We start from the raw sequence: 18493 nt of genomic DNA on the forward strand, positions 1-18493 counted from the left end.
GCATTCTCAGCGCGACGGGGCCGGATGTCGGAACGGCCAGGCGGCCAGCGCCGGCGATGCCTCGCGTTCGGCGCACACTGCGCGGAAGGTGGCCACGAACGCGGACTGCAGCCGCGTCGGATACCAGTCGGCGCGCGTGGTCATGCCGATCCGGCGGCGCACGCTCGGGCCCGCCGTGCCGATCTCGCACAGCAAGCCGGCGCGGCGCTCGAACAGGAACTGGTCGCGCGACATCAGCGTCAGCCAGTCGTCCTCCAGCAACAGGCCGCGGATGATCAGCACCGAGCCGCACTCGATGCGCAAGCGCGGCGGTTCCAGCGCCTGCTCGCGGAACATGCGCTCCCAGCGCGCACGCACCGGCGCGCCGGTGGCAGCCACCACCCACGGAAACTCCAGCAGCCGGGCGAAGCCGAAATCGCGTCCGGCCAGCGGATGTCCGGCGCGGCCGACGATGACCGGGTCGTCGTCGAACAGGCCTTCCTGCACCACGTCGCGCACCGGCAGCCGGTCGCGCAGCGCGCCGATCAGCAGATTCAACCCACCTTCGCGCAGATGACCGAGCAACTCCGCGTACGGGCCCTCGACGACGTTGACGGTGGCGCCAGGGTGCGCGCGCGCGAATCGCGCCAGCACCTGCGGCAACAGGATCGCCCGCGCCAGCGGCATCGCGCCGAGGGTCACACGGCCAGCATCCTTGGAACGCAGCCCGGCCAAGTCCTCCAGGCCGGCGCCCAGTTCCGACAGCGCCAGCCGCACCAGCCGCAGCATGCGCGTGGCCGCCGGGGTCGGCTGCACGGTCCTGCCGCGGCGCACCGTCAACGGCACTTCGATCGACTCGGATAGCTCGTGCACCGCACGGTAGATCGCCGGCTGCGACACGCCCGAGCGCTCCGCCGCCAGCGAATAGCTACCGGCGGTGTCGACCGCGGCCAGCGCGCGCAACTGGCCCAGGCTCACCCGCCGCTCCACCGCCGCGATCGCCGGCAAGCGTTGCGAACGTCTGGCCAATTGAACGCCGCGGGCGATGTAGCCCAACGCGCGCTCGATCCGCGGCACCAGCAACTGCGCGGCCTCGGTGGCCGCCATGCCGCCGGGCTGGCGATCGAACAGAGCCAGGCCGAACTGGCCCTCCAGCCGCGCAATGGCCTGGGTCAATGCTGGCTGCGAGAGATTGACCAGCGGCGCGGCCGCGCTGATGCCGCCGACGTGGCGCACCACAGCCAGCGCGTGCAGGTGCCGCAGGTTGAGTTCGGATTTCGCCTCCACATCCCAACTATAACTAAAGCCAATGGCTATATCGCAAAACGATCTTGAGCTGTTCGAGCTTCCGCACACAGACTTCGTCATCCCTAACGAAGGATGGATGGATGTCCAAGGTCGTCACACAGATCGAGCGCACCGCCCCGGCACTGCTCCATGGCCTGGCCCAGGCCGGCGTCGCCACCGTGCACGAGGCGCAGGGTCGCAGCGGCCTGCTGCACCACCGGCTGCGCCCCATCTACGCCGGCGCACGCATCGCCGGCAGCGCGGTCACCGTGTCAGTGCCGCCGGGCGACAACTGGATGATGCACGTGGCGATCGAACAGCTGCGCGATGGCGACGTGCTGGTGGTGGCACCGACCAGCGACTGCTGCGACGGCTACTTCGGCGACCTGCTCGCCACCTCTGCGCAGGCGCGCGGCTGCCGCGGCCTGATCATCGATGCCGGGGTGCGCGACGTGCGCGATCTCACCACGATGCGCTTCCCGGTCTGGAGCCGCGCGATCTGCGCGCAGGGCACGGTCAAGGAGACGCTGGGCTCGGTCAACCTGCCGCTGGTATGCGCCGGCGCGCTGATCCAGCCAGGCGACGTGCTGGTGGCCGACGACGACGGGGTCTGCGTGGTACCGCGCGCCGATGCCGCGCGCGTGCTGGCAGAGGCGCAGGCACGCGAGGTGCGCGAGCAGGCCAAGCGCGAGCGCCTGGCCAACGGCGAGCTCGGCCTGGACATCTATGCCATGCGCGAGCGCCTGGCCGCCAAGGGCCTGACCTATGTCGGATGATCCGGTTCGCGTAGCGACGCCGGCGGCCGCCGCGGACGTCCGCAGCCGGCCCAGGCACGGCGTGCGCGCGATGTGGATGCGCGGCGGCACCTCCAAGGGCGGGTTCTTTCTGGCCGATGCGCTGCCGGCAGACCGCGCCGCGCGCGATGCCTTCCTGCTGCGCACCTACGGCTCGCCGGATGTGCGCCAGATCGACGGCATGGGCGGCGCCGATCCGCTGACCTCCAAGGTCGCGGTGGTGTCGCGCTCCAGCCGCGACGATGCCGATGTCGACTACCTGTTTCTGCAGGTCCATGTCGACCAGGCCTTGGTCAGCGATGCGCAGAACTGCGGCAACATGCTGGCCGCGGTCGGCCCGTTCGCGCTCGAGCGCGGCCTGGTCGCCGCCAGCGGCGAGCGGACCGAAGTACGCATCTTCATGCGCAACACCGGCAAGCTCGCCACCGCCACGGTGCAGACGCCGGACGGCTACGTCCGCTACGACGGCGATGCGCGCATCGACGGCGTGCCCGGAACCGCCGCGCCGATCCCGCTGGCGTTCGCCGACATCTCCGGCTCGTCCTGCGGCGCGCTGCTGCCCAGCGGCAACGCGGTGGACGAGATCGACGGCATCGCGGTGACGCTGATCGACAACGGCATGCCGTGCGTGGTGCTGCGCGCCAGCGACGTGGGCATCGGCGGCTACGAGGACCGCGACACGCTCGACGCCGACGCCGCGCTGAAGGCACGGCTGGAGGCGATCCGCCTGCAGGCCGGGCCGCGCATGCGCCTGGGCGAGGTCGCCGACCAGACCGTGCCGAAGATGATGATGGTCGCCGCGCCGCGCGACGGCGGCACGATCTGCGTCCGCTCGTTCATCCCGCACCGCTGCCACGCCTCGATCGGCGTGCTCGGCGCGGTCAGCGTCGCCACCGCCTGCCTGCTGCCGCAATCTCCGGCGCACGCGCTGGCGCAACTGCCCGGTGGGCGCAGCCAACACCTCCAGGTCGAACACCCCAGCGGCGCCACCGGCTGCGTGATCGATCTCGATGCACACGGTGCGGTGGTCCGGGCCGCAGTCCTGCGTACCGCCCGCAAGCTCTTCGACGGATACCTGTTCGACTGAACCGGCACCGGCGTTCACCATCAATTGCCTGGGAGGGTAGTTATGACAGTTGTGGAGAAGCGGCCGCGCCGCTTCGGAATCTTCGGACAACTCTGGTTTCAGGTGCTGATCGGCACCCTGATCGGCGTGCTTCTGGGCTGGCTGGCGCCAGCGACGGGTACCGCGATGAAACCCTTCGGCGATGCCTTCATCAAGCTGATCCGGATGATGATCGGGCCGATCATCTTCGTCACCGTGGTGCACGGCATCGCCGGCATGCGCGACATGCGCAGCGTGGGCCGGCTGGCGCTGAAATCGCTGATCTATTTCGAGGCGATCACCATCCTGGCGCTGATCGTCGGCCTGGTCGCAGTCGACCTGTGGCAGCCCGGCACCGGCATGAACATCGACCCGGCCAGCCTGGACGGCAACAGCATCAAGAACTACGTCAATACCGCGCACGACCAGTCGATCAGCGCCTACCTGATGAACATCATCCCCACCACGCTGGTCAGCGCCTTCACCGAAGCCCACGTGTTGCAGGTGCTGTTCGTGTCGGTGCTGTTCGGGGTCGGCCTGGCGGCGATCGGCGAGCGCGGCGAGCCGGTGATGCGGGTGATCGAAGCCACATCGCAGACGCTGTTCCGGGTCATCGGTTACGTCATGTACTTCGCCCCGATCGGCGCGTTTGGCGCGATCGCCTTCACCGTCGGCCAGTTCGGCGCCGATTCGCTGATGGCGTTGGGCGAACTGATCATCGAGTTCTTCATGGTCTGCGCACTGTTCACCGTGCTCGTGCTCGGCACGGTGTGCTGGTGGTGCGGCGTCAGCCTGTGGCGGTTGCTGATGTACATCCGCGACGAGATCGTCATCGTCGCCGCCACCACCTCCACCGAGACGGTGCTGCCGCGGCTGATCGAGAAGATGAAGAAGCTCGGCTGCGAGGAGGGCGTGGTCGGCTTCGTGATCCCCGCCGGCTATTCGTTCAACCTCGACGGCACCTGCCTGTACCTGACTACGGTGGCGGTGTTCCTGGCGCAGGCCACCAATACGCCACTGACCGTCTGGCACGAGCTGGGCCTGATCGCGGTACTGCTGCTCACCTCAAAGGGCGCAGCCGGCGTGGCCGGAGCGGCGTTCGTGGTGCTGGCGGCGACGCTGTCCACCACCGGCACCATCCCGGTGGCGAGCATCGCGCTTATCCTGGGCATCCACCGCATCCTGGCCGAGGGCCTGACCTTCGTGAACCTGGTCGGCAACTCGGTGGCCACCATCGTGATCGCCAAGTGGGAAGGCAAGCTCGACCACGCCGTGCTCGCCGAGTACGTCGGCAACCGCGCGCTGCGCCGCCGTCACCCTGTCGCCGTCACGCAATCCTGATCGCCTGCCCCGGCTGCGCTGGGGCGCCCCCCGCTTACGCCATTCCGGCCGCGAGGCCGGACAGGAGGCGCTGTGTCTCGCATCACACCTTCCATGCTGGCCCTGCTGCTGTGCGGACTCGCCGGCGGCGCCATCGCACCGGCGCTGGCGCAGGCCGCGCTGCCATCCACGCCCACCGCCAAGGCCGGCAAGGCGCCCGACGGCGTCGACCTGACCGTCGACTTCGTCGGCAACGTGGCCGGCAATCCCGTCGGCGGCGCCGACCAAGGCACCGCCGCCTCGTACTGGTTCATGGCCCAGTCCAGGTTCGACCTGGACACGCTGTTCGGCGTGCGCAATACCGAGGTCGACTTGCAGGCCGCATGGTTTGCCGGTGACAACCTGGCGCGCGAGGAAATCGGCAGTTCGATCAGCCTGCAGCAGACCTGGCGCCCGGTCGCCGGCGGGCGCCTGACCCGGCTCACCGTCAAGCACCGCTTCGACAACGGCCTAAGCGTCACCCTTGGCCGCGCGCCGCTGAACAGCTACTTCAACAACTCGCCGCTCAACTGCGCGTTCATGAGCAACGCGATCTGCCTGACTCCATTCGGCCCCATCACCGACATCGGCATTACCGCCTATCCCAACGCGTCGTGGGCGGCGATGCTGCGTTACGACTTCGATGCGCGCTGGTACGCGCAGGCCGGCGTGTTCGACTACGACAACGCGCTCAATGCCGCCGGCAAGAACGGCCTGGACTTCTCCCTGGGCGAAGGCAGCGGCACCCTCAGCGCCGGCGAGATCGGCTACCAAACCAGCTTCGCCAACGCACGCCTGCCGCTCACCGTACGCATCGGCGCCTATCGCAACAGCGACGGCGGCAAGAGTCCGTACTTCGACGTCAACGGCAATTCCGCTGGGCTCACCGGCAAGGCCTTCGCCAGCCTGGACGGCGCCCGCACCGGCGCCTATGCGATGGCCGACCAGACCGTATGGCGCGGCGCGGGCAAGCGCAACCTGGCGCTGTTCGGGCGCTACTTCGTCAACACCGGCAACGTCGCCGCGGTGCAGTACTTCGCCGCCGCCGGGCTGGTGAAGGCCGGTACCTTCGCCGGCCGCGACCAGGACACCTTCGCGATGTTCGTCTCCGACACTCACTTCGACCCCGAGCAGATGGCCTACCTGCGCGACCGCCGCATCCGCCACGGCGGCAGCGGCACGCCGCACAACGACGAGATCCTGGGCGAGATCAGCTACGGCTACGCGCTGCGGCCCGGCATCGTGCTGATGCCCAACCTCCAGTACGTGATCAATCCCGATCCGATCTACGCCCCCACCCGCATCACCGACATCCCCGATGCGCTGATCCTGGGACTGCGTGTGGACGTGCATTTCGCCCAGCTGTTCGGCTGGTGATTCCTTCCCTCCCCCACCGAGGCTTGCCATGATCATCGACTGCCACGGCCACTACACCACCGCGCCGGCCGCGCACGACGCCTTTCGCAAGGCGCAGGTCGCGCATTTCGACGACCCCACGCAACCGGCGCCGGACTATCCGCGCATCTCCGACGACGCGATCCGCGACAGCGTCGAGCAACACCAGCTGCGGCTGCTGCGCGAACGCGGTGCCGACATGACCATCTTCTCGCCGCGCGCCAGCAGCATGGCCCACCACATCGGCGACGAGGCGGTGAGCCAGGTCTGGACCCGGCGCTGCAACGACCTGATCGCGCGCGTGGTGCAGCTGTACCCGGACAGTTTCATCGGCGTGTGCCAGTTGCCGCAGTCGCCGAACGTGCCGATCGCGCATTCGATCGCCGAGCTGGAGCGCTGCGTGAACGAACTCGGCTTCGTCGGCTGCAACCTCAACCCGGATCCGTCCGGCGGCCACTGGACCGGCCTGCCGCTGACCGACAAGGCCTGGTATCCGTTCTTCGAGAAGATGGTCGAACTCGACGTACCGGCGATGGTGCACGTGTCCGGCAGCTGCAACGCCAACTTCCACGCCACAGGCGCGCACTACCTCAACGCCGACACCACCGCGTTCATGCAGTTCCTGCAAGGCGACCTGTTCCGCGACTTCCCCGAGCTGCGCTTCGTCATTCCACACGGCGGCGGCGCGGTGCCCTACCACTGGGGCCGCTTCCGCGGCCTGGCCGACATGCTCGGCAAGCCGCCATTGGCCGAACACGTGATGAAGAACGTGTTCTTCGACACCTGCGTCTACCATCAGCCCGGCATCGACCTGCTGTTCGAGGTGATCGACATCGGCAATATCCTGTTCGGCTCGGAGATGGTGGGCGCGGTGCGCGGCATCGATCCGCACACCGGCCACTACTTCGACGACACCAAGCGCTACATCGATGCCTTGACGATCTGCGATGCCGACAAGCGCAAGGTGTTCGAAGGCAACGCGCGGCGCGTGTATCCGCGCCTGGATGCGCAGCTGACGGCGAGGGGCCTGTGATGGGAACGCTTGTGACGCGCACGTTCCGCAAGGATGCCGATTGGCTGGATTTCGATCCGGCCCCGAGCAAGCCGCGCTTCGTGCCGCCGGCGGGCGCGGTGGACGCGCACTGCCACGTGTTCGGCCCGGGCGAGGTGTTCCCGTATGCGCCCGAGCGCAAGTACACGCCGTGCGACGCCGGCAAGGAGCGGCTGTTCGCGCTGCGCGATTTCCTCGGCTTCGAACGCAATGTGATCGTACAGGCCACCTGCCACGGCGCCGACAACCGCGCCCTGGTCGATGCGCTGCGCGCCGCCGGCGCGCGTGCGCGCGGCATCGCCACAGTGCGCGACAGCGTCGGCGACGCGGAGCTGCAGGAACTGCACGATGCCGGCGTGCGCGGGGTGCGCTTCAATTTCGTACGCCGCCTGGTCGATCCCAAGCCCGATGCCTACTACCGCCGCATCATCGACCGCATCGCCGCGCTCGGCTGGCAGGTGGTGGTGTATTTCGAGGCGGCCGACCTGGAGGAGCGCTGGGATTTCTTCACCTCGCTGCCGACCACGGTGGTGGTCGACCACATGGGCCGGCCGGATGTGAGCAAGCCGGTGGACGGGCCGGAATTCCAGCGCTTTGTGCGCCTGTTGGCCGAGCACGACAACATCTGGAGCAAGGTCAGCTGTCCGGAACGGCTGTCGCGCCTCGGACCGCCCGGCTACGACGACGTGGTACCGTTCGCGAAGCACCTGGTCGAGCGCTTCCCCGAGCGCGTGCTGTGGGGCACCGACTGGCCGCACCCGAACATGAAACAGCACATGCCCGACGACGGCATGCTGGTCGACTTCATCCCGCGCATCGCAGCGACCGCCGAACTGCAGCGCAAGCTGCTGGTGGACAATCCGATGCGCTTGTATTGGTGAGGCCGGGATTGGGGATTCGGGATTGGCGGAAGCCGAGCGGCCATTCGCTGCCTCGGCGTCATGCCCGGCGTCGCCGGGTCCGATCGCCACGCCGCAGCGGATGGGCTGGCCCGACCGCAGCGGGCGAAGCTGCCTGAGTCGATCGCAGCGAGGCCGCGCGCCACAAAGACGAAACCCGCCTTGCGGCGGGTTCCGTGTCGACCTCGAAAGGCGATCCAGCGATCAGTCGATCACTTGATCTTGCCTTCCTTGTACAGCACGTGCTTACGCACGACCGGGTCGTACTTCATCATTTCCATCTTCCCCGGGGTGTTCTTCTTGTTCTTGTCCGTGGTGTAGAAGTGGCCGGTGGCGGCCGAGGAAATCATACGGATCTTGTCACGCTTGCCTGCCATGATTGTTTACTCCTCAGACCTTTTCGCCGCGCGCGCGCAGCTCTTTCAGAACGGCATCGATCCCGTTCTTGTCGATGGTGCGCAACGCATGCGCGGAAACACGGAGCTTGATCCAGCGGTTCTCGCTGGCGACCCAGAAGCGGCGCTCGTGCAGGTTGGGCAGGAAGCGACGACGGGTTCTGTTGTTGGCGTGGGAGACGTTGTTACCCGTCTGCACACGCTTGCCGGACACTTGGCATACGCGGGACATTACGCACCTCGATAAATAGTTTGAGTCGCCCATAGCCTGGGAGACGGCGGCCCCGGCAGCCTTGCGGCCACCACGCGACGTGGGAAATCAAGCAGTTACGCTGGGAGAGGCCGGCCGGAAATCGCGTGTCCGGCCGCCGGCCCGACAGCAGTCGGGCACAGCGAGCCGCGCATTATGCATGCCTTTCCCTTGTGTCGCAAGCACTTACCGCCGCCGCGCGGGCCTGGCGCAGTTCCGCCCAGGCGCGCCGCGCCACCTGCCAGGCCGAGCGCAGGAACAGCAGCAGCAGCGCCGCGGCGATCAGCAGGTCCGGCCAGCCGGCGCCGAACGCCCACACCGCGATGCTGGCCAGGATGACCGCGCCGCCCTCGTAGACGTCGTTGAGCGAGCACGCCCAGGCCGAGGCCAGGTTGATGTCGCCACGGCGGTACGGCCACAGCAGGCGCAGGCACAGCAGGTTCGCCGCCAGGTTCAGCGCCGCGGCCACGCCCATGCTCTCGAACAGCGGCAGCTGCGGGTGCAGCAGCTTCCAGCCGATGCCGGCGGCCACCGCCAGCGCCGCGGCCAGGATCAGCGCGGCCTTGAGCAGCGCCACCCGCGCCTTCGCCGCCAGGCTGGCGCCGACCACGGCCAGGCTCAGCGCATAGGTCAGCGCATCGCCGAGGTTGTCCAGGCTGCCGGACAGCAGCGAGGCCGAGCCGCTGTGCCAGGCGCTGCCCAGCAGCATCGCGAAGGTGCCGGCGTTGATCGCCAGCACCCACCACAGCACCCGCCGCTGGCGCGCCTGCATCGCCGCCACATCCAGGGTCTTGCCGCAACCGCAGCAGCTGTCGGCCATCGCTCACCTCGCCAAGGTCGGAGCATCCGCCGGGGCGGACGCCGATGCGGCATTGTCGCGCCGGTGCAGCCAGCGGTACAGCACCGGCAGCACCAGCAGGGTCAGCAGCGTGGACGAGACGATGCCGCCGATCACCACCGTGGCCAGCGGCCGCTGCACCTCCGCGCCGGCGCCGACGTTGAACGCCATCGGCACGAAGCCCAGCGCCGCCACCAGCGCGGTCATCAGCACCGGCCGCAACCGCGCCAGCGCGCCGTCGCGCAAGGCCTGCGCCAGCGGCAGGCCGTCCTCGCGCAGCTTGCGCACGAAGGCGATCATCACCAGCCCGTTCAACACCGCCACCCCGGACAGCGCGATGAAGCCGACGCCGGCGGAGATCGACAGCGGGATGCCGCGCAGCGCCAGCGCGACCACGCCGCCGGTCAGCGCCAGCGGTACGCCGCTGAACACGATCGCCGCGTCGCGCAGCGAGCCGAACGACCAGTACAGCAGCGCGAAGATCAGCAGCAGCGTGGCCGGCACCACCCAGGCCAGGCGCTGCCCGGCCGAGATCAGCTGCTCGAAGGTGCCGCCGTAGCCGATCCAGTAGCCGCTGGGCAGTTCCACGTCGGCCTGCACGCGGCGCTGCAGTTCGGCGACGAAGCCGCCGAGGTCGCGGTCGCGCACGTTGGCGGTGACCACGATGCGGCGCTTGCCGTCCTCGCGGTTGATCTGGTTCGGCCCCAGCACGGTGTCCACCTTGGCCACCTCGCGCAGCGGCACGGTGATCGGCGTGCCGCTGCGCCAGCCGGGCGCGCGGCTGGACTCGTCGGCGTCGCCACGCTCGCCGTCGCCGCGCAGCGGGATCGGCAGGTCGGCCAGTGCCGCCGGATCCTGGCGCAACGCCTCGGGCAGGCGCACCACGATGGCGAAACGGCGGTCGCCCTCGAACAGCTGCCCGGCGTCCTGCCCGCCCACCGCGGCCGCCACCGTGTCCTGCACCACGCCGGGATTGAGCCCATAGCCGGCCAGCGCGATGCGGTCCGGGACCACGGTCAGCATCGGCAGGCCGGTGGCCTGCTCGAGCTTGACGTCGGCCGCGCCGGGCACGGTCCTGGCCACCTCCTCGATGCGCCGGCCGACCTCCACCAGCGTGTCCAGGTCGTCGCCGTAGAGCTTGATCGCCACGTCCGCGCGCACGCCGGAAATCAGCTCGTTCATGCGCATCTGGATCGGCTGGGTGAACTCGTAGTTGTTGCCGGGCAACTGCTGCACCGCCGCCTCGATCTCGGCCAGCAGCTGCGCCTTGGGCTTGCGCGGATCGGGCCATTGCGCGCGCGGCTTCATGATCAGGAAGGTGTCGGCCACCGACGGCGGCATCGGGTCGGTGGCGACCTCGGCGGTGCCGAGCTTGCCGAACACGTGCGCCACTTCCGGGAACTGCTTGATCCGCCGCTCCAGCGTGGACTGCATGGCGATCGCCTGTTCCAGGCTGGTGCCGGGAATGCGCAGCGCATGCAGGGCGATATCGCCTTCGTCGAGGTTGGGGATGAACTCGGTGCCCAGCCGCGTGGCCAGCACGCCGCACAGCAGCACCAGCGCCAGCGCGCCGGCGCCGATCCAGCGCGCGTGGCGCAGCGCGCCGTCCAGCAGCGGCGCATACGCCTGCCGCGCCCAGCGCATCGCGCGGTTCTCGTGCTCGGCGACCTTGCCGCCCAGGGTCAGCGCGATCGCCGCCGGCACGAACGTCAGCGACAGCAGCATCGCCCCGGTCAGCGCCAGTACTACGGTGATCGCCATCGGGTGGAACATCTTGCCTTCGATGCCGGTCAGCGCGAACACCGGCAGGTACACCGCGGCGATGATGCCCACGCCGAACAGGCTGGGGCGGATCACCTCGGCGGTGGCCTGCGCGGTCAGCTCGAAGCGCTCGGCGGCGCTGAGCACCCGGCCCAGGCGCTGCTGCGCCTGGCCGAAGCGGCTCAGGCAGTTCTCCACGATGATCACCGCGCCATCGACGATCAGCCCGAAATCCAGCGCGCCCAGGCTCATCAGGTTGCCGGACACGCCGCCGCGGACCATGCCGGTGAGGGTGAACAGCATCGCCAGCGGGATCACCGCCGCGGTGATCAGCGCGGCGCGGAAATTGCCCAGCAGCAGGAACAGCACCGCGATCACCAGCAGCGCGCCTTCGACCAGGTTCCTGGCCACGGTGGCGATGGTGCGGTCGACCAGCGCGGTGCGGTCGTACACCGGCACCGCCTGCACCCCCGGCGGCAGGCTGCGATTGGCCTGTTCGAGCCGGGCCGCCGAGGCCTGCGCCACCGCGCGGCTGTTGGCGCCGACCAGCATGAACACCGTGCCCAGCACCACCTCGCTGCCGTCCTGGGTGGCGGCGCCGGTGCGCAGTTCCGGCCCTTCGCCGACCTGGGCCACGTCGCGCACCCGGATCGGCACGCCTTCGCGCCGGTCCAGCACGATCGCGCCGATCTCGGCGATGCCGCTGACCTGCCCCGGTACCCGCACTAGGAACTGCTGGCCATTGCGTTCGATGTAGCCGGCGCCGACGTTGCGGTTGTTGGCCTCGACCGCGCGCGCCACGTCGTCCAGGGTGAAACCGAGCGCGACCAGCCGCGCCGGATCCGGGGTGATGTAGATCTGCCGCGCATAGCCGCCGATGGTGTTGACCTCGGTCACGCCCGGCACGTTGCGCAGTTGCGGCCGCACCACCCAGTCCTGCAGCGTGCGCAGGTCGGTGGCGGTCCAGGCGCTGCCGTCGGGCTTGCGCGCGTTCGGCTTGGCCTCGACCGTGTACATGAAGATCTCGCCCAGGCCGGTGGCGATCGGCCCCAGTTGCGGCTCCAGCTCCGGCGGCAACTGCGCCTTCACCTGCTGCAGGCGCTCGGCCACCTGCTGCCGCGCGAAGTACAGGTCGGTGCCGTCGGCGAACACCACGGTGACCTGCGACAGCCCGTAGCGCGACAGCGAGCGGGTGGATTCCAGCCCCGGCAGGCCGGCCAGCACCGTCTCCAGCGGGAAGGTGACGCGCTGCTCGGCCTCCAGCGGCGAATAGCCGGGCGCGGCGGTGTTGACCTGCACCTGCACGTTGGTGATGTCGGGCGTGGCGTCGATCGGCAGGCGCGAGAAACTCCATGCGCCGATCGCGATCAGCACCCCGGTCAGCGCCAGCATCAGCCAGCGCTGCGCGATGGCGAAGCGGATCAGGTTAGCGAGCATGGCGGCGGCCTCCGTGTGCGGGGCAGTCGCATGGCGCGCCGCTCTTTTGTAGGAGAGGCTTCAGCCGCGACCGCTCTGCCGGCATCGCGTCTACGGTCGGGTGTCTGTCGCGGCTGAAGCCGCTCCTACAGGGGGGCCAGGGCGCGGTGCGCAGGTCAATGATCATGCGACGCCCCCGACTTCTCGATGTCCGCCTTGACCAGGTAGCTCTGCTCCACCACCACCTGGTCGCCGGCCTTCAACCCCGACAGCACCTGCACCTGGCGCGCATCGCGCGCGCCGAGTTGCAGCGGTCGCACTTCGTAGGTCTCGCCCACGCGCACGAACACCACGTCCCAGTCGCGGAAGGTCTGCAAGGCGGTCACCGGTACCACCAGGTCGGCCGGTTGCTGCGCCACCGTGACCCGCGCCTTCACCGCCGAACCCGGCCGCCACAAACCGTCCTCGTTGCGCAGCACCGCGCGCGCCACCGTGCTCTGGCTGGCCGTGGCGGTCCCCGGCAACACGCGTTCCAGCGTGGTCTGCGCGACCGTGCCGTCGCTGATCCGCGTCACCGTCACCGGCGCGCCGGCGGCGATGTGGCCGGCATCGGCGCCGAAGATGTGCAGGTCCACCCACAGCGTGGATAGGTCGGCGATCTCGAACAGCGCCTGGCCCTCGGCGGCGCTGCTGCCGACGCTGGCGTTGCGCGCCAGCACGGTGCCGGCGATCGGCGCGCTGATCGTGTAGGTGGTCAGGCTCAGGTTGCTTTCCACCGTGGCCAGCGCCTGCCCGGCGCGCACGCGGTCGCCGACGTTGGCGCGCAGGCTGCGCACCGGGCCGGGGAAGCGCGCGGTGGCCTGCGCCTGGGCGCCTTCGGCCGGGGTCAGCAGGCCTTGCACCTCGTGCTCGTCGGCGATGCTGCCGGGGCCGACCGGGGCCACGCGGATGCCCGCATCGGCGGCGATCTTCGCCGCGATCCCGGTGCGGCCTTCGTAGCTGGGATAGGTCCAGCGCAGCGCCTTGCCCTGCACCGTGGCGCGCACCTCGACGTCGAACGAATGCGGCTCGCGCACCACGCTGTCGGCCAGCAGGCTGCCGTCGTCGCGCGCGCGCAGGCGGTGGGTCTCGGCGACGCCACCCAGGCGCTTGAGTTGCACCTCGACGCTGCCGGCGGCCGGCGGCAACGGCTTGCCGTCGCGGTACAGCCAGGCCTGGTAGGTCGGCGGCGTGCCGTCCTCGGCGATCGCCAGTTCGACCGCGGCGCCGTCCTGTTCGAGCAGGCGGCCGCCATGCGCGCCCTTGCGTGCTTCCTCGGCATGGGCTTCGCCGCCGTCGCCATGCGCATCGGCTTCGTCGTGGCTGGCGTCATCGCCCGCGCCGGCGCAACCGCCGAGCAGCAGTCCAAGCAACAGCGGCGCGATCAGCGCAGCGGATTTGAGTTTCATCGTAGGAAGTCCTGAAAGATGCCGGCGGCGGGCGCCAGGCATCGGGAGAAGGGGGGCGGACGCGATGGCATTCGCCGGCGCCGCATGGCGCGGCGCGCGCGACGGCATGGCAGGCGGCGGATCCTCGCGATCGGCGCTGGCGATCGCCGTGTCCGCAGAGCGGCTGGCATCGGCCGGCGCTATGCACAGCGCCAGCGCTGCATGTCGCGCGCGGTGCTGGCACAGCGTGCGGCGTCGTGCGACTGCCTCGGAGATGATCGCGCCGGTCAGCAATCGGTGGCACCAGGCACGCACGACGCTGCGCACGACCTGCCGCACGGACCACGGCAATGGCGGTCCATTCGTCGGGACGGCGCCGGCAGGCGCCAGCGCGCGGCGGATGCGCAACGGCAACGAGCGGCTCATCGCGCCACCTGCGCCGCGGGCGCGAGCACGAATGGCTGCCCGGTCAGGCGCTGGATCTCGATCAGCGCGGTCTGCGCCTCGATCGCGGCGGCGAGCTGCTGCCGCCGCGCATCGCCGTGCTGGGCCTGCAGCTGCGCCCATTCCAGATAGCTGATCGCACCGCCGCGATAGGCGCGCTCGGCGGCGGCCTCGGCGCGCGCCAGTTTCGGCAGCACGTCGTCGTGCATGCGCGCCACTTCCAGTTGCGCGGCGCGGTAGCGGCCGTGCGCGTCGGCGAGCGTGGAGTACAGCGCCAGCGCCTGGGTTTCGCGCTCCACGCCGAGCAGGTCGCGCTCGGCCTCGGCGGCGCGGATCTCCGGCTGCGCGCGCGCCGCGCTGCCCAACGGCAGCGAGATCCCGGCCACCAGCGCGGTGGCGTCGCCGTCCTGCAGCCGGCGCACGCCGAACTGCCAGTCCAGGTCCGGCCGCGCCTGGCTGCGCGCCAGCCGTAGTCGCGCCTCGCGCACGCGCGCCTCGCCGGCGAAGCGTGCCAGCTCCGGGGTGGCATCGAGCAGCGCGGCCAGCAGGTCGAAGTCCGGCACTGCCGGCAACGCCAGGGGATCGCCGGTCACCTGCGCGAAACCGGGATCGCGTTCGCCCCACAGCACCGCCAGGTGGCGGCGCGCGGCGGCATGCTCCTGCTGCGCGCGGTCGCGGTCCAGTTCCGCACGCGCCTGCAGCGCCTGCGCGGTCAGCAGCACCGATTCGGGCGAGGCGCCGGCCTGCAGCCGCTGCCGCGCCGCGGCCACCGTGCGCTGGCGCTGCGCCAGGTCGGCGGCGGCGATGGCCTGGCGCTGCGCGGCAGCGGCGATCGCCAGGTAGCGGCGCGCGACCTCGGCGAGCAGGTCCAGCCGCGCCAGTTCGCGCTGCGGCGCCAGCGCGTCGATGCGCGCCTGCGCCAGCGTGCGACGCGCGTCGAGCTTGCCGCCGCGTTCGAGCACGCCGGCCAGGCTGACGGTCAGTTCGGCCTGGTCCAGGCCGCGTGCGGGGCCGCTGCCGAAGGCATTCTCCAGTTCGGCGCCCAGCCGCAGCGGCGGACGCAGCGCCTCGCGCTCGGCCTCGGCGACGAGCACGCGGCGCTGGCCGTCGGCCAGGCGCAGGTCGGGATGGGTCCGGGCGACGCGGGCAAAGGCGTCGTCCAGGGTGAGCACAGCATCGGGCGGCACGGCCTGCGCCCACGCGCAGGGCGCGACCGCGAAGGCGGCAACAGCCGCCAGTCGCAACCACATGGGACTTCTCCGGATTCGGGGATCGATGGACGGGCCGGCAGACGCCGGCGGTGCATCAAGCCGCGATCGGAGGCCGCAGCGGGGTGTCCAGCAGGTGCGAGCGGTAGTCCTGGTGTCCCGCGACCGGGCGCGGCTGCGCGGCCAACGGCAGGCCCTGCCAGATCAGCGACGACAGCAGTGCCGGGCTCTGCCCGTGGCAATAGCCGCTGTGCATCAGCGCGTGCAGCAGGCCGGCGCCATCGCGTTCTCCGGCGCCATCGCCATCACCGCGGTGCGGCGCTTCTTCGTCCACGTGCGCCTGGTCGTGCGCCAAGGCATGCACATCGCCCAGCGCGCAGGCCACCGGCGCCACCAACACGCCCAGCGCCAGCGTCGCCAGCGCCATCAGGCGCAGCAAGGGGTGGAGCAGGCGGGCACGGCGGATGGACATGGTGCCAGCCTAGCGATGCGGGTGGGGTTACACAATCGCAGGCGGGAGACGAGGGGGAGGAGCGCGCGGCGGCGGTGGCCTCCTTCGGTGCCGACGATCGCGAGCTTGCGTCGGTCGCGCATTGGCCGGCTGGGGCTGGCCGCTGCACTTCCATGCCATGAGGCGATCGTGCCATTCGCCGGCGCCGCCGCTGCGCTTTCATGCCGCGAGGGCGGCGTCCCCTCATCCGAGGTTGGCCGCTGCGCCCTCATGCTGCGCGAGCGGTCGTACCCTCATCCGAGGTTGGCCGCTGCGCCCTCATGCTGCGCGAGCGGTCGTACCCTCATCCGGCGCTGCGCGCCACCTTCTCCCGGTGGGAGAAGGGAGGGCGTCGCGCGGTTTCGCCACAGCGGCTATTCGGGCTTGGCCGCGGCGGACTTGCGGGTGGCGGCCTGCTGCTTGCTCTCGGCGATGAACGCGCGCACCTGCTGCTGCAAGACCGGCAGCGGCACCGAGCCCTGTTTCAGCACCGCGTCGTGGAAGGCCTTGATGTCGAAGTCCGCGCCCAGCGCCTGCTCGGCCTCGGCGCGCAGCTTGAGGATGGCGATCTCGCCGAGCTTGTAGCTCAGCGCCTGCCCCGGCCAGGAGATGTAGCGGTCGACCTCGGTGGTGACCTCGTGCTCGCTGAGCGCGGTGTGCTCGCGCAGGTAGGCCAGCGCCTGCTCGCGGGTCCAGCCCTTGTGGTGCACGCCGGTGTCGATCACCAGCCGGCAGGCGCGCCACATTTCGTAGCTGAGCCGGCCGAAGTCCTCGTACGGGGTTTCGTAGATGCCCATCTCCTTGCCCAGCTTTTCGGTGTACAGCGCCCAGCCTTCGCCGTAGGCGGAGATGTAGTTCTCGCGGCGGAACGCCGGCTGCGCGCCCTGCTCTTCGGCCAGCGCGCCCTGCAGCGAGTGGCCCGGCGAGGATTCGTGCAGGGTCAGCGCCGGCAGGTTGTACAGCGGGCGCGACGGCAGGTTGTAGGTGTTGAGCCAATAGGTGCCGACGCCGCCACGGCCGGCGGTCCAGAACGGCGCGATCTCCGGCGGCACCGGCACGATGGTGAAACGCCCGCGCGGCAGCGTGCCGATGAACTTGCCGACTTCGCCATCCACGCGCTTGGCGATCCACGCCGCGCGATCGAGCAGTTCCTGCGGCGTCTTGACGTAGAACTGCGGATCGGTGCGCAGGAACTGCAGGAACGCCGGGAAGGTCTGCTGCCCGGCCGGCGCCTTGAAGCCGACCTGCCGGATGATCGCGTCCATCTCCTTCTGGATCCGCGCCACTTCCTGCAGGCCCAGCTGGTGGATCTGCTCCGGGCGCATCTCCAGCGTGGTGTATTCGCGGATCTGCTGCTGGTAGTAGGCCTTGCCATCGGGCAGCGCTTCGGCGGCCAGCGTGGTGCGCGCCTGCGGCACGTACTCTTCGCGATAGAAGCGCAGCAGCTGCGCGTACGCCGGGATCACCTTGTCGCGGATCGCCGCCTGCGCCTGCGCGCGCAGCGCCTGCTGCTCGGCGGCCGGGATCTGCGCCGGCAGCTGCTTGAACGGCGCGTACAGCGCGGCCGCGGTCGGATCCTTGAGCTCGGCGACGTTGGCGATCGAACCGTCGCGCCCTTCCAGCACCGCACGCGGCACGCTGAAGCCGCGCTTGAGGCCGGCGCGCATGTTGTCGGTCTGCTGCGCGAAATAGCGCGGCACGTCGTCGAGCCGCGCGATGTAGGCGCGGTACTCGGCCGGGGTGCGCAGCGTGCGCCGCGCCATGAAGCCCAGGTCGGACCAGAACGAGCTGTCGGAATTGAACGGCATCTCGTAGGCGCGCAGGCGCACCGCGGCGGCGAGGTTCTCGATCTGCGGGCGGTACACCGCCAGGTTGACCTGGTTGTCGGCCGACAGCTGCGCCGGATCGATCGCCTCCAGCTGGCGCAGCACGTCGTCCCACACCCTCAGCCGCGCCGCCTGCGCCGCCGCGCCGACGTCGGGCAGCTGCTGGTTGTCGCCGCTGCTGTCGCTGTCCTCGTCGGCCTGCCCGACCTGCGCCTGCCGCCACTTCCACTCCTTCTCGTAGATGGCCTGGAAGCGGGCATCGGCAGCGGAGGCGGTGGCCGCCGCCGGCGGGACGGCCGGCGCTGCGGCCAGCGCCGGCGTGGCGAATGCGAGCGCGAGCAACAGGGAAGCGGCCAGCGGGGTCTTGGCGATCGGCATGGGCGGCGGCAGGCAGTGGGAACGAGATCCCGATGATCGCATCCCGCGTGCGGCGGTGGGTGGGCCGGAAGTCCTGCTTCCACGCAACGCGCGATCCCAGGGCCTCCTTCCGCGCGACGCAGGGCATTTTCCGACACGGCGCATGGACTGCGGCCGATAGGCGTCGCTCACGCATGCAGGCACGCTGCACG

At 70.3% G+C, this 18493-nt stretch carries 15 protein-coding genes; 6 read left to right on the forward strand and 9 right to left on the reverse strand.

All coding sequences use genetic code 11. From position 1 onward, the window contains the following. Positions 1–6: 6 nt before the first annotated feature. Positions 7–1266: a LysR family transcriptional regulator gene (locus H9658_RS15730; protein ID WP_191826053.1), complete on the reverse strand. Its 1260-nt coding sequence runs from the start codon at positions 1264–1266 to the stop codon at positions 7–9. 101 nt (positions 1267–1367) lie between these two features. On the opposite strand from H9658_RS15730, the gene H9658_RS15735 reads away from it, so the two are divergent. The 6 genes from H9658_RS15735 (at position 1368) to H9658_RS15760 (ending at position 7851) form a co-directional block, all read left to right on the forward strand. Next, positions 1368–2042, forward strand: a complete 675-nt coding sequence (locus H9658_RS15735; RefSeq protein WP_191826054.1) for a 4-carboxy-4-hydroxy-2-oxoadipate aldolase/oxaloacetate decarboxylase — start codon at positions 1368–1370, stop codon at positions 2040–2042. Positions 2043–2112: 70 nt separating this feature from the next. Continuing rightward, positions 2113–3147 carry a 4-oxalomesaconate tautomerase gene (locus H9658_RS15740; protein WP_179570546.1) on the forward strand — a complete coding sequence of 345 codons (1035 nt, stop codon included), beginning with the start codon at positions 2113–2115 and terminating at the stop codon, positions 3145–3147. Positions 3148–3189: 42 nt separating this feature from the next. After that, a complete protein-coding gene (gene dctA, locus H9658_RS15745; protein ID WP_191826055.1) occupies positions 3190–4506 on the forward strand; it encodes a C4-dicarboxylate transporter DctA in 1317 nt (438 codons plus the stop codon). A 93-nt stretch (positions 4507–4599) separates the two neighbouring features. Then, positions 4600–5901, forward strand: a complete 1302-nt coding sequence (locus tag H9658_RS15750; protein WP_191826056.1) for a carbohydrate porin — start codon at positions 4600–4602, stop codon at positions 5899–5901. 28 nt (positions 5902–5929) lie between these two features. Continuing rightward, positions 5930–6952, forward strand: a complete 1023-nt coding sequence (locus H9658_RS15755) for an amidohydrolase family protein (protein ID WP_191826057.1) — start codon at positions 5930–5932, stop codon at positions 6950–6952. Between the two features lie 11 nt (positions 6953–6963). Next, on the forward strand, positions 6964–7851 hold the full coding sequence (locus H9658_RS15760) for an amidohydrolase family protein (protein ID WP_318241388.1): 888 nt from the start codon (positions 6964–6966) through the stop codon (positions 7849–7851). A gap of 230 nt (positions 7852–8081) precedes the next feature. Here H9658_RS15760 and rpmG read toward each other — a convergent pair whose 3' ends face one another. From rpmG to H9658_RS15800, 8 genes are all read right to left on the reverse strand, one after another. Next, the gene (rpmG, locus tag H9658_RS15765; protein ID WP_170867542.1) at positions 8082–8249 is read right to left on the reverse strand and encodes a 50S ribosomal protein L33; all 168 of its coding nucleotides are present in this window, start codon (positions 8247–8249) and stop codon (positions 8082–8084) included. A gap of 10 nt (positions 8250–8259) precedes the next feature. Continuing rightward, complete coding sequence (gene rpmB / locus H9658_RS15770; protein ID WP_003467012.1) at positions 8260–8496, reverse strand: 50S ribosomal protein L28; 237 nt, start codon at positions 8494–8496, stop codon at positions 8260–8262. A 172-nt stretch (positions 8497–8668) separates the two neighbouring features. Further along, positions 8669–9334 carry a cation transporter gene (locus tag H9658_RS15775; RefSeq protein ID WP_191826059.1) on the reverse strand — a complete coding sequence of 222 codons (666 nt, stop codon included), beginning with the start codon at positions 9332–9334 and terminating at the stop codon, positions 8669–8671. A gap of 3 nt (positions 9335–9337) precedes the next feature. Then, positions 9338–12550: an efflux RND transporter permease subunit gene (locus tag H9658_RS15780; protein ID WP_191826060.1), complete on the reverse strand. Its 3213-nt coding sequence runs from the start codon at positions 12548–12550 to the stop codon at positions 9338–9340. A gap of 155 nt (positions 12551–12705) precedes the next feature. Continuing rightward, positions 12706–13977 carry an efflux RND transporter periplasmic adaptor subunit gene (locus H9658_RS15785; protein WP_225210025.1) on the reverse strand — a complete coding sequence of 424 codons (1272 nt, stop codon included), beginning with the start codon at positions 13975–13977 and terminating at the stop codon, positions 12706–12708. A gap of 401 nt (positions 13978–14378) precedes the next feature. Continuing rightward, a complete protein-coding gene (locus H9658_RS15790) occupies positions 14379–15650 on the reverse strand; it encodes a TolC family protein (RefSeq protein WP_191826061.1) in 1272 nt (423 codons plus the stop codon). 55 nt (positions 15651–15705) lie between these two features. Continuing rightward, the gene (locus tag H9658_RS15795) at positions 15706–16080 is read right to left on the reverse strand and encodes a hypothetical protein (RefSeq protein ID WP_191826062.1); all 375 of its coding nucleotides are present in this window, start codon (positions 16078–16080) and stop codon (positions 15706–15708) included. Positions 16081–16472: 392 nt separating this feature from the next. Further along, positions 16473–18302 (reverse strand): DUF885 domain-containing protein, encoded by a 1830-nt coding sequence (locus H9658_RS15800; RefSeq protein WP_191826063.1) that lies wholly within the window; start codon positions 18300–18302, stop codon positions 16473–16475. Positions 18303–18493 lie beyond the last annotated feature (191 nt).

Origin of the sequence: Xanthomonas bonasiae, from assembly GCF_014836395.1 — a bacterium.
Lineage (GTDB): Bacteria > Pseudomonadota > Gammaproteobacteria > Xanthomonadales > Xanthomonadaceae > Xanthomonas_A > Xanthomonas_A bonasiae.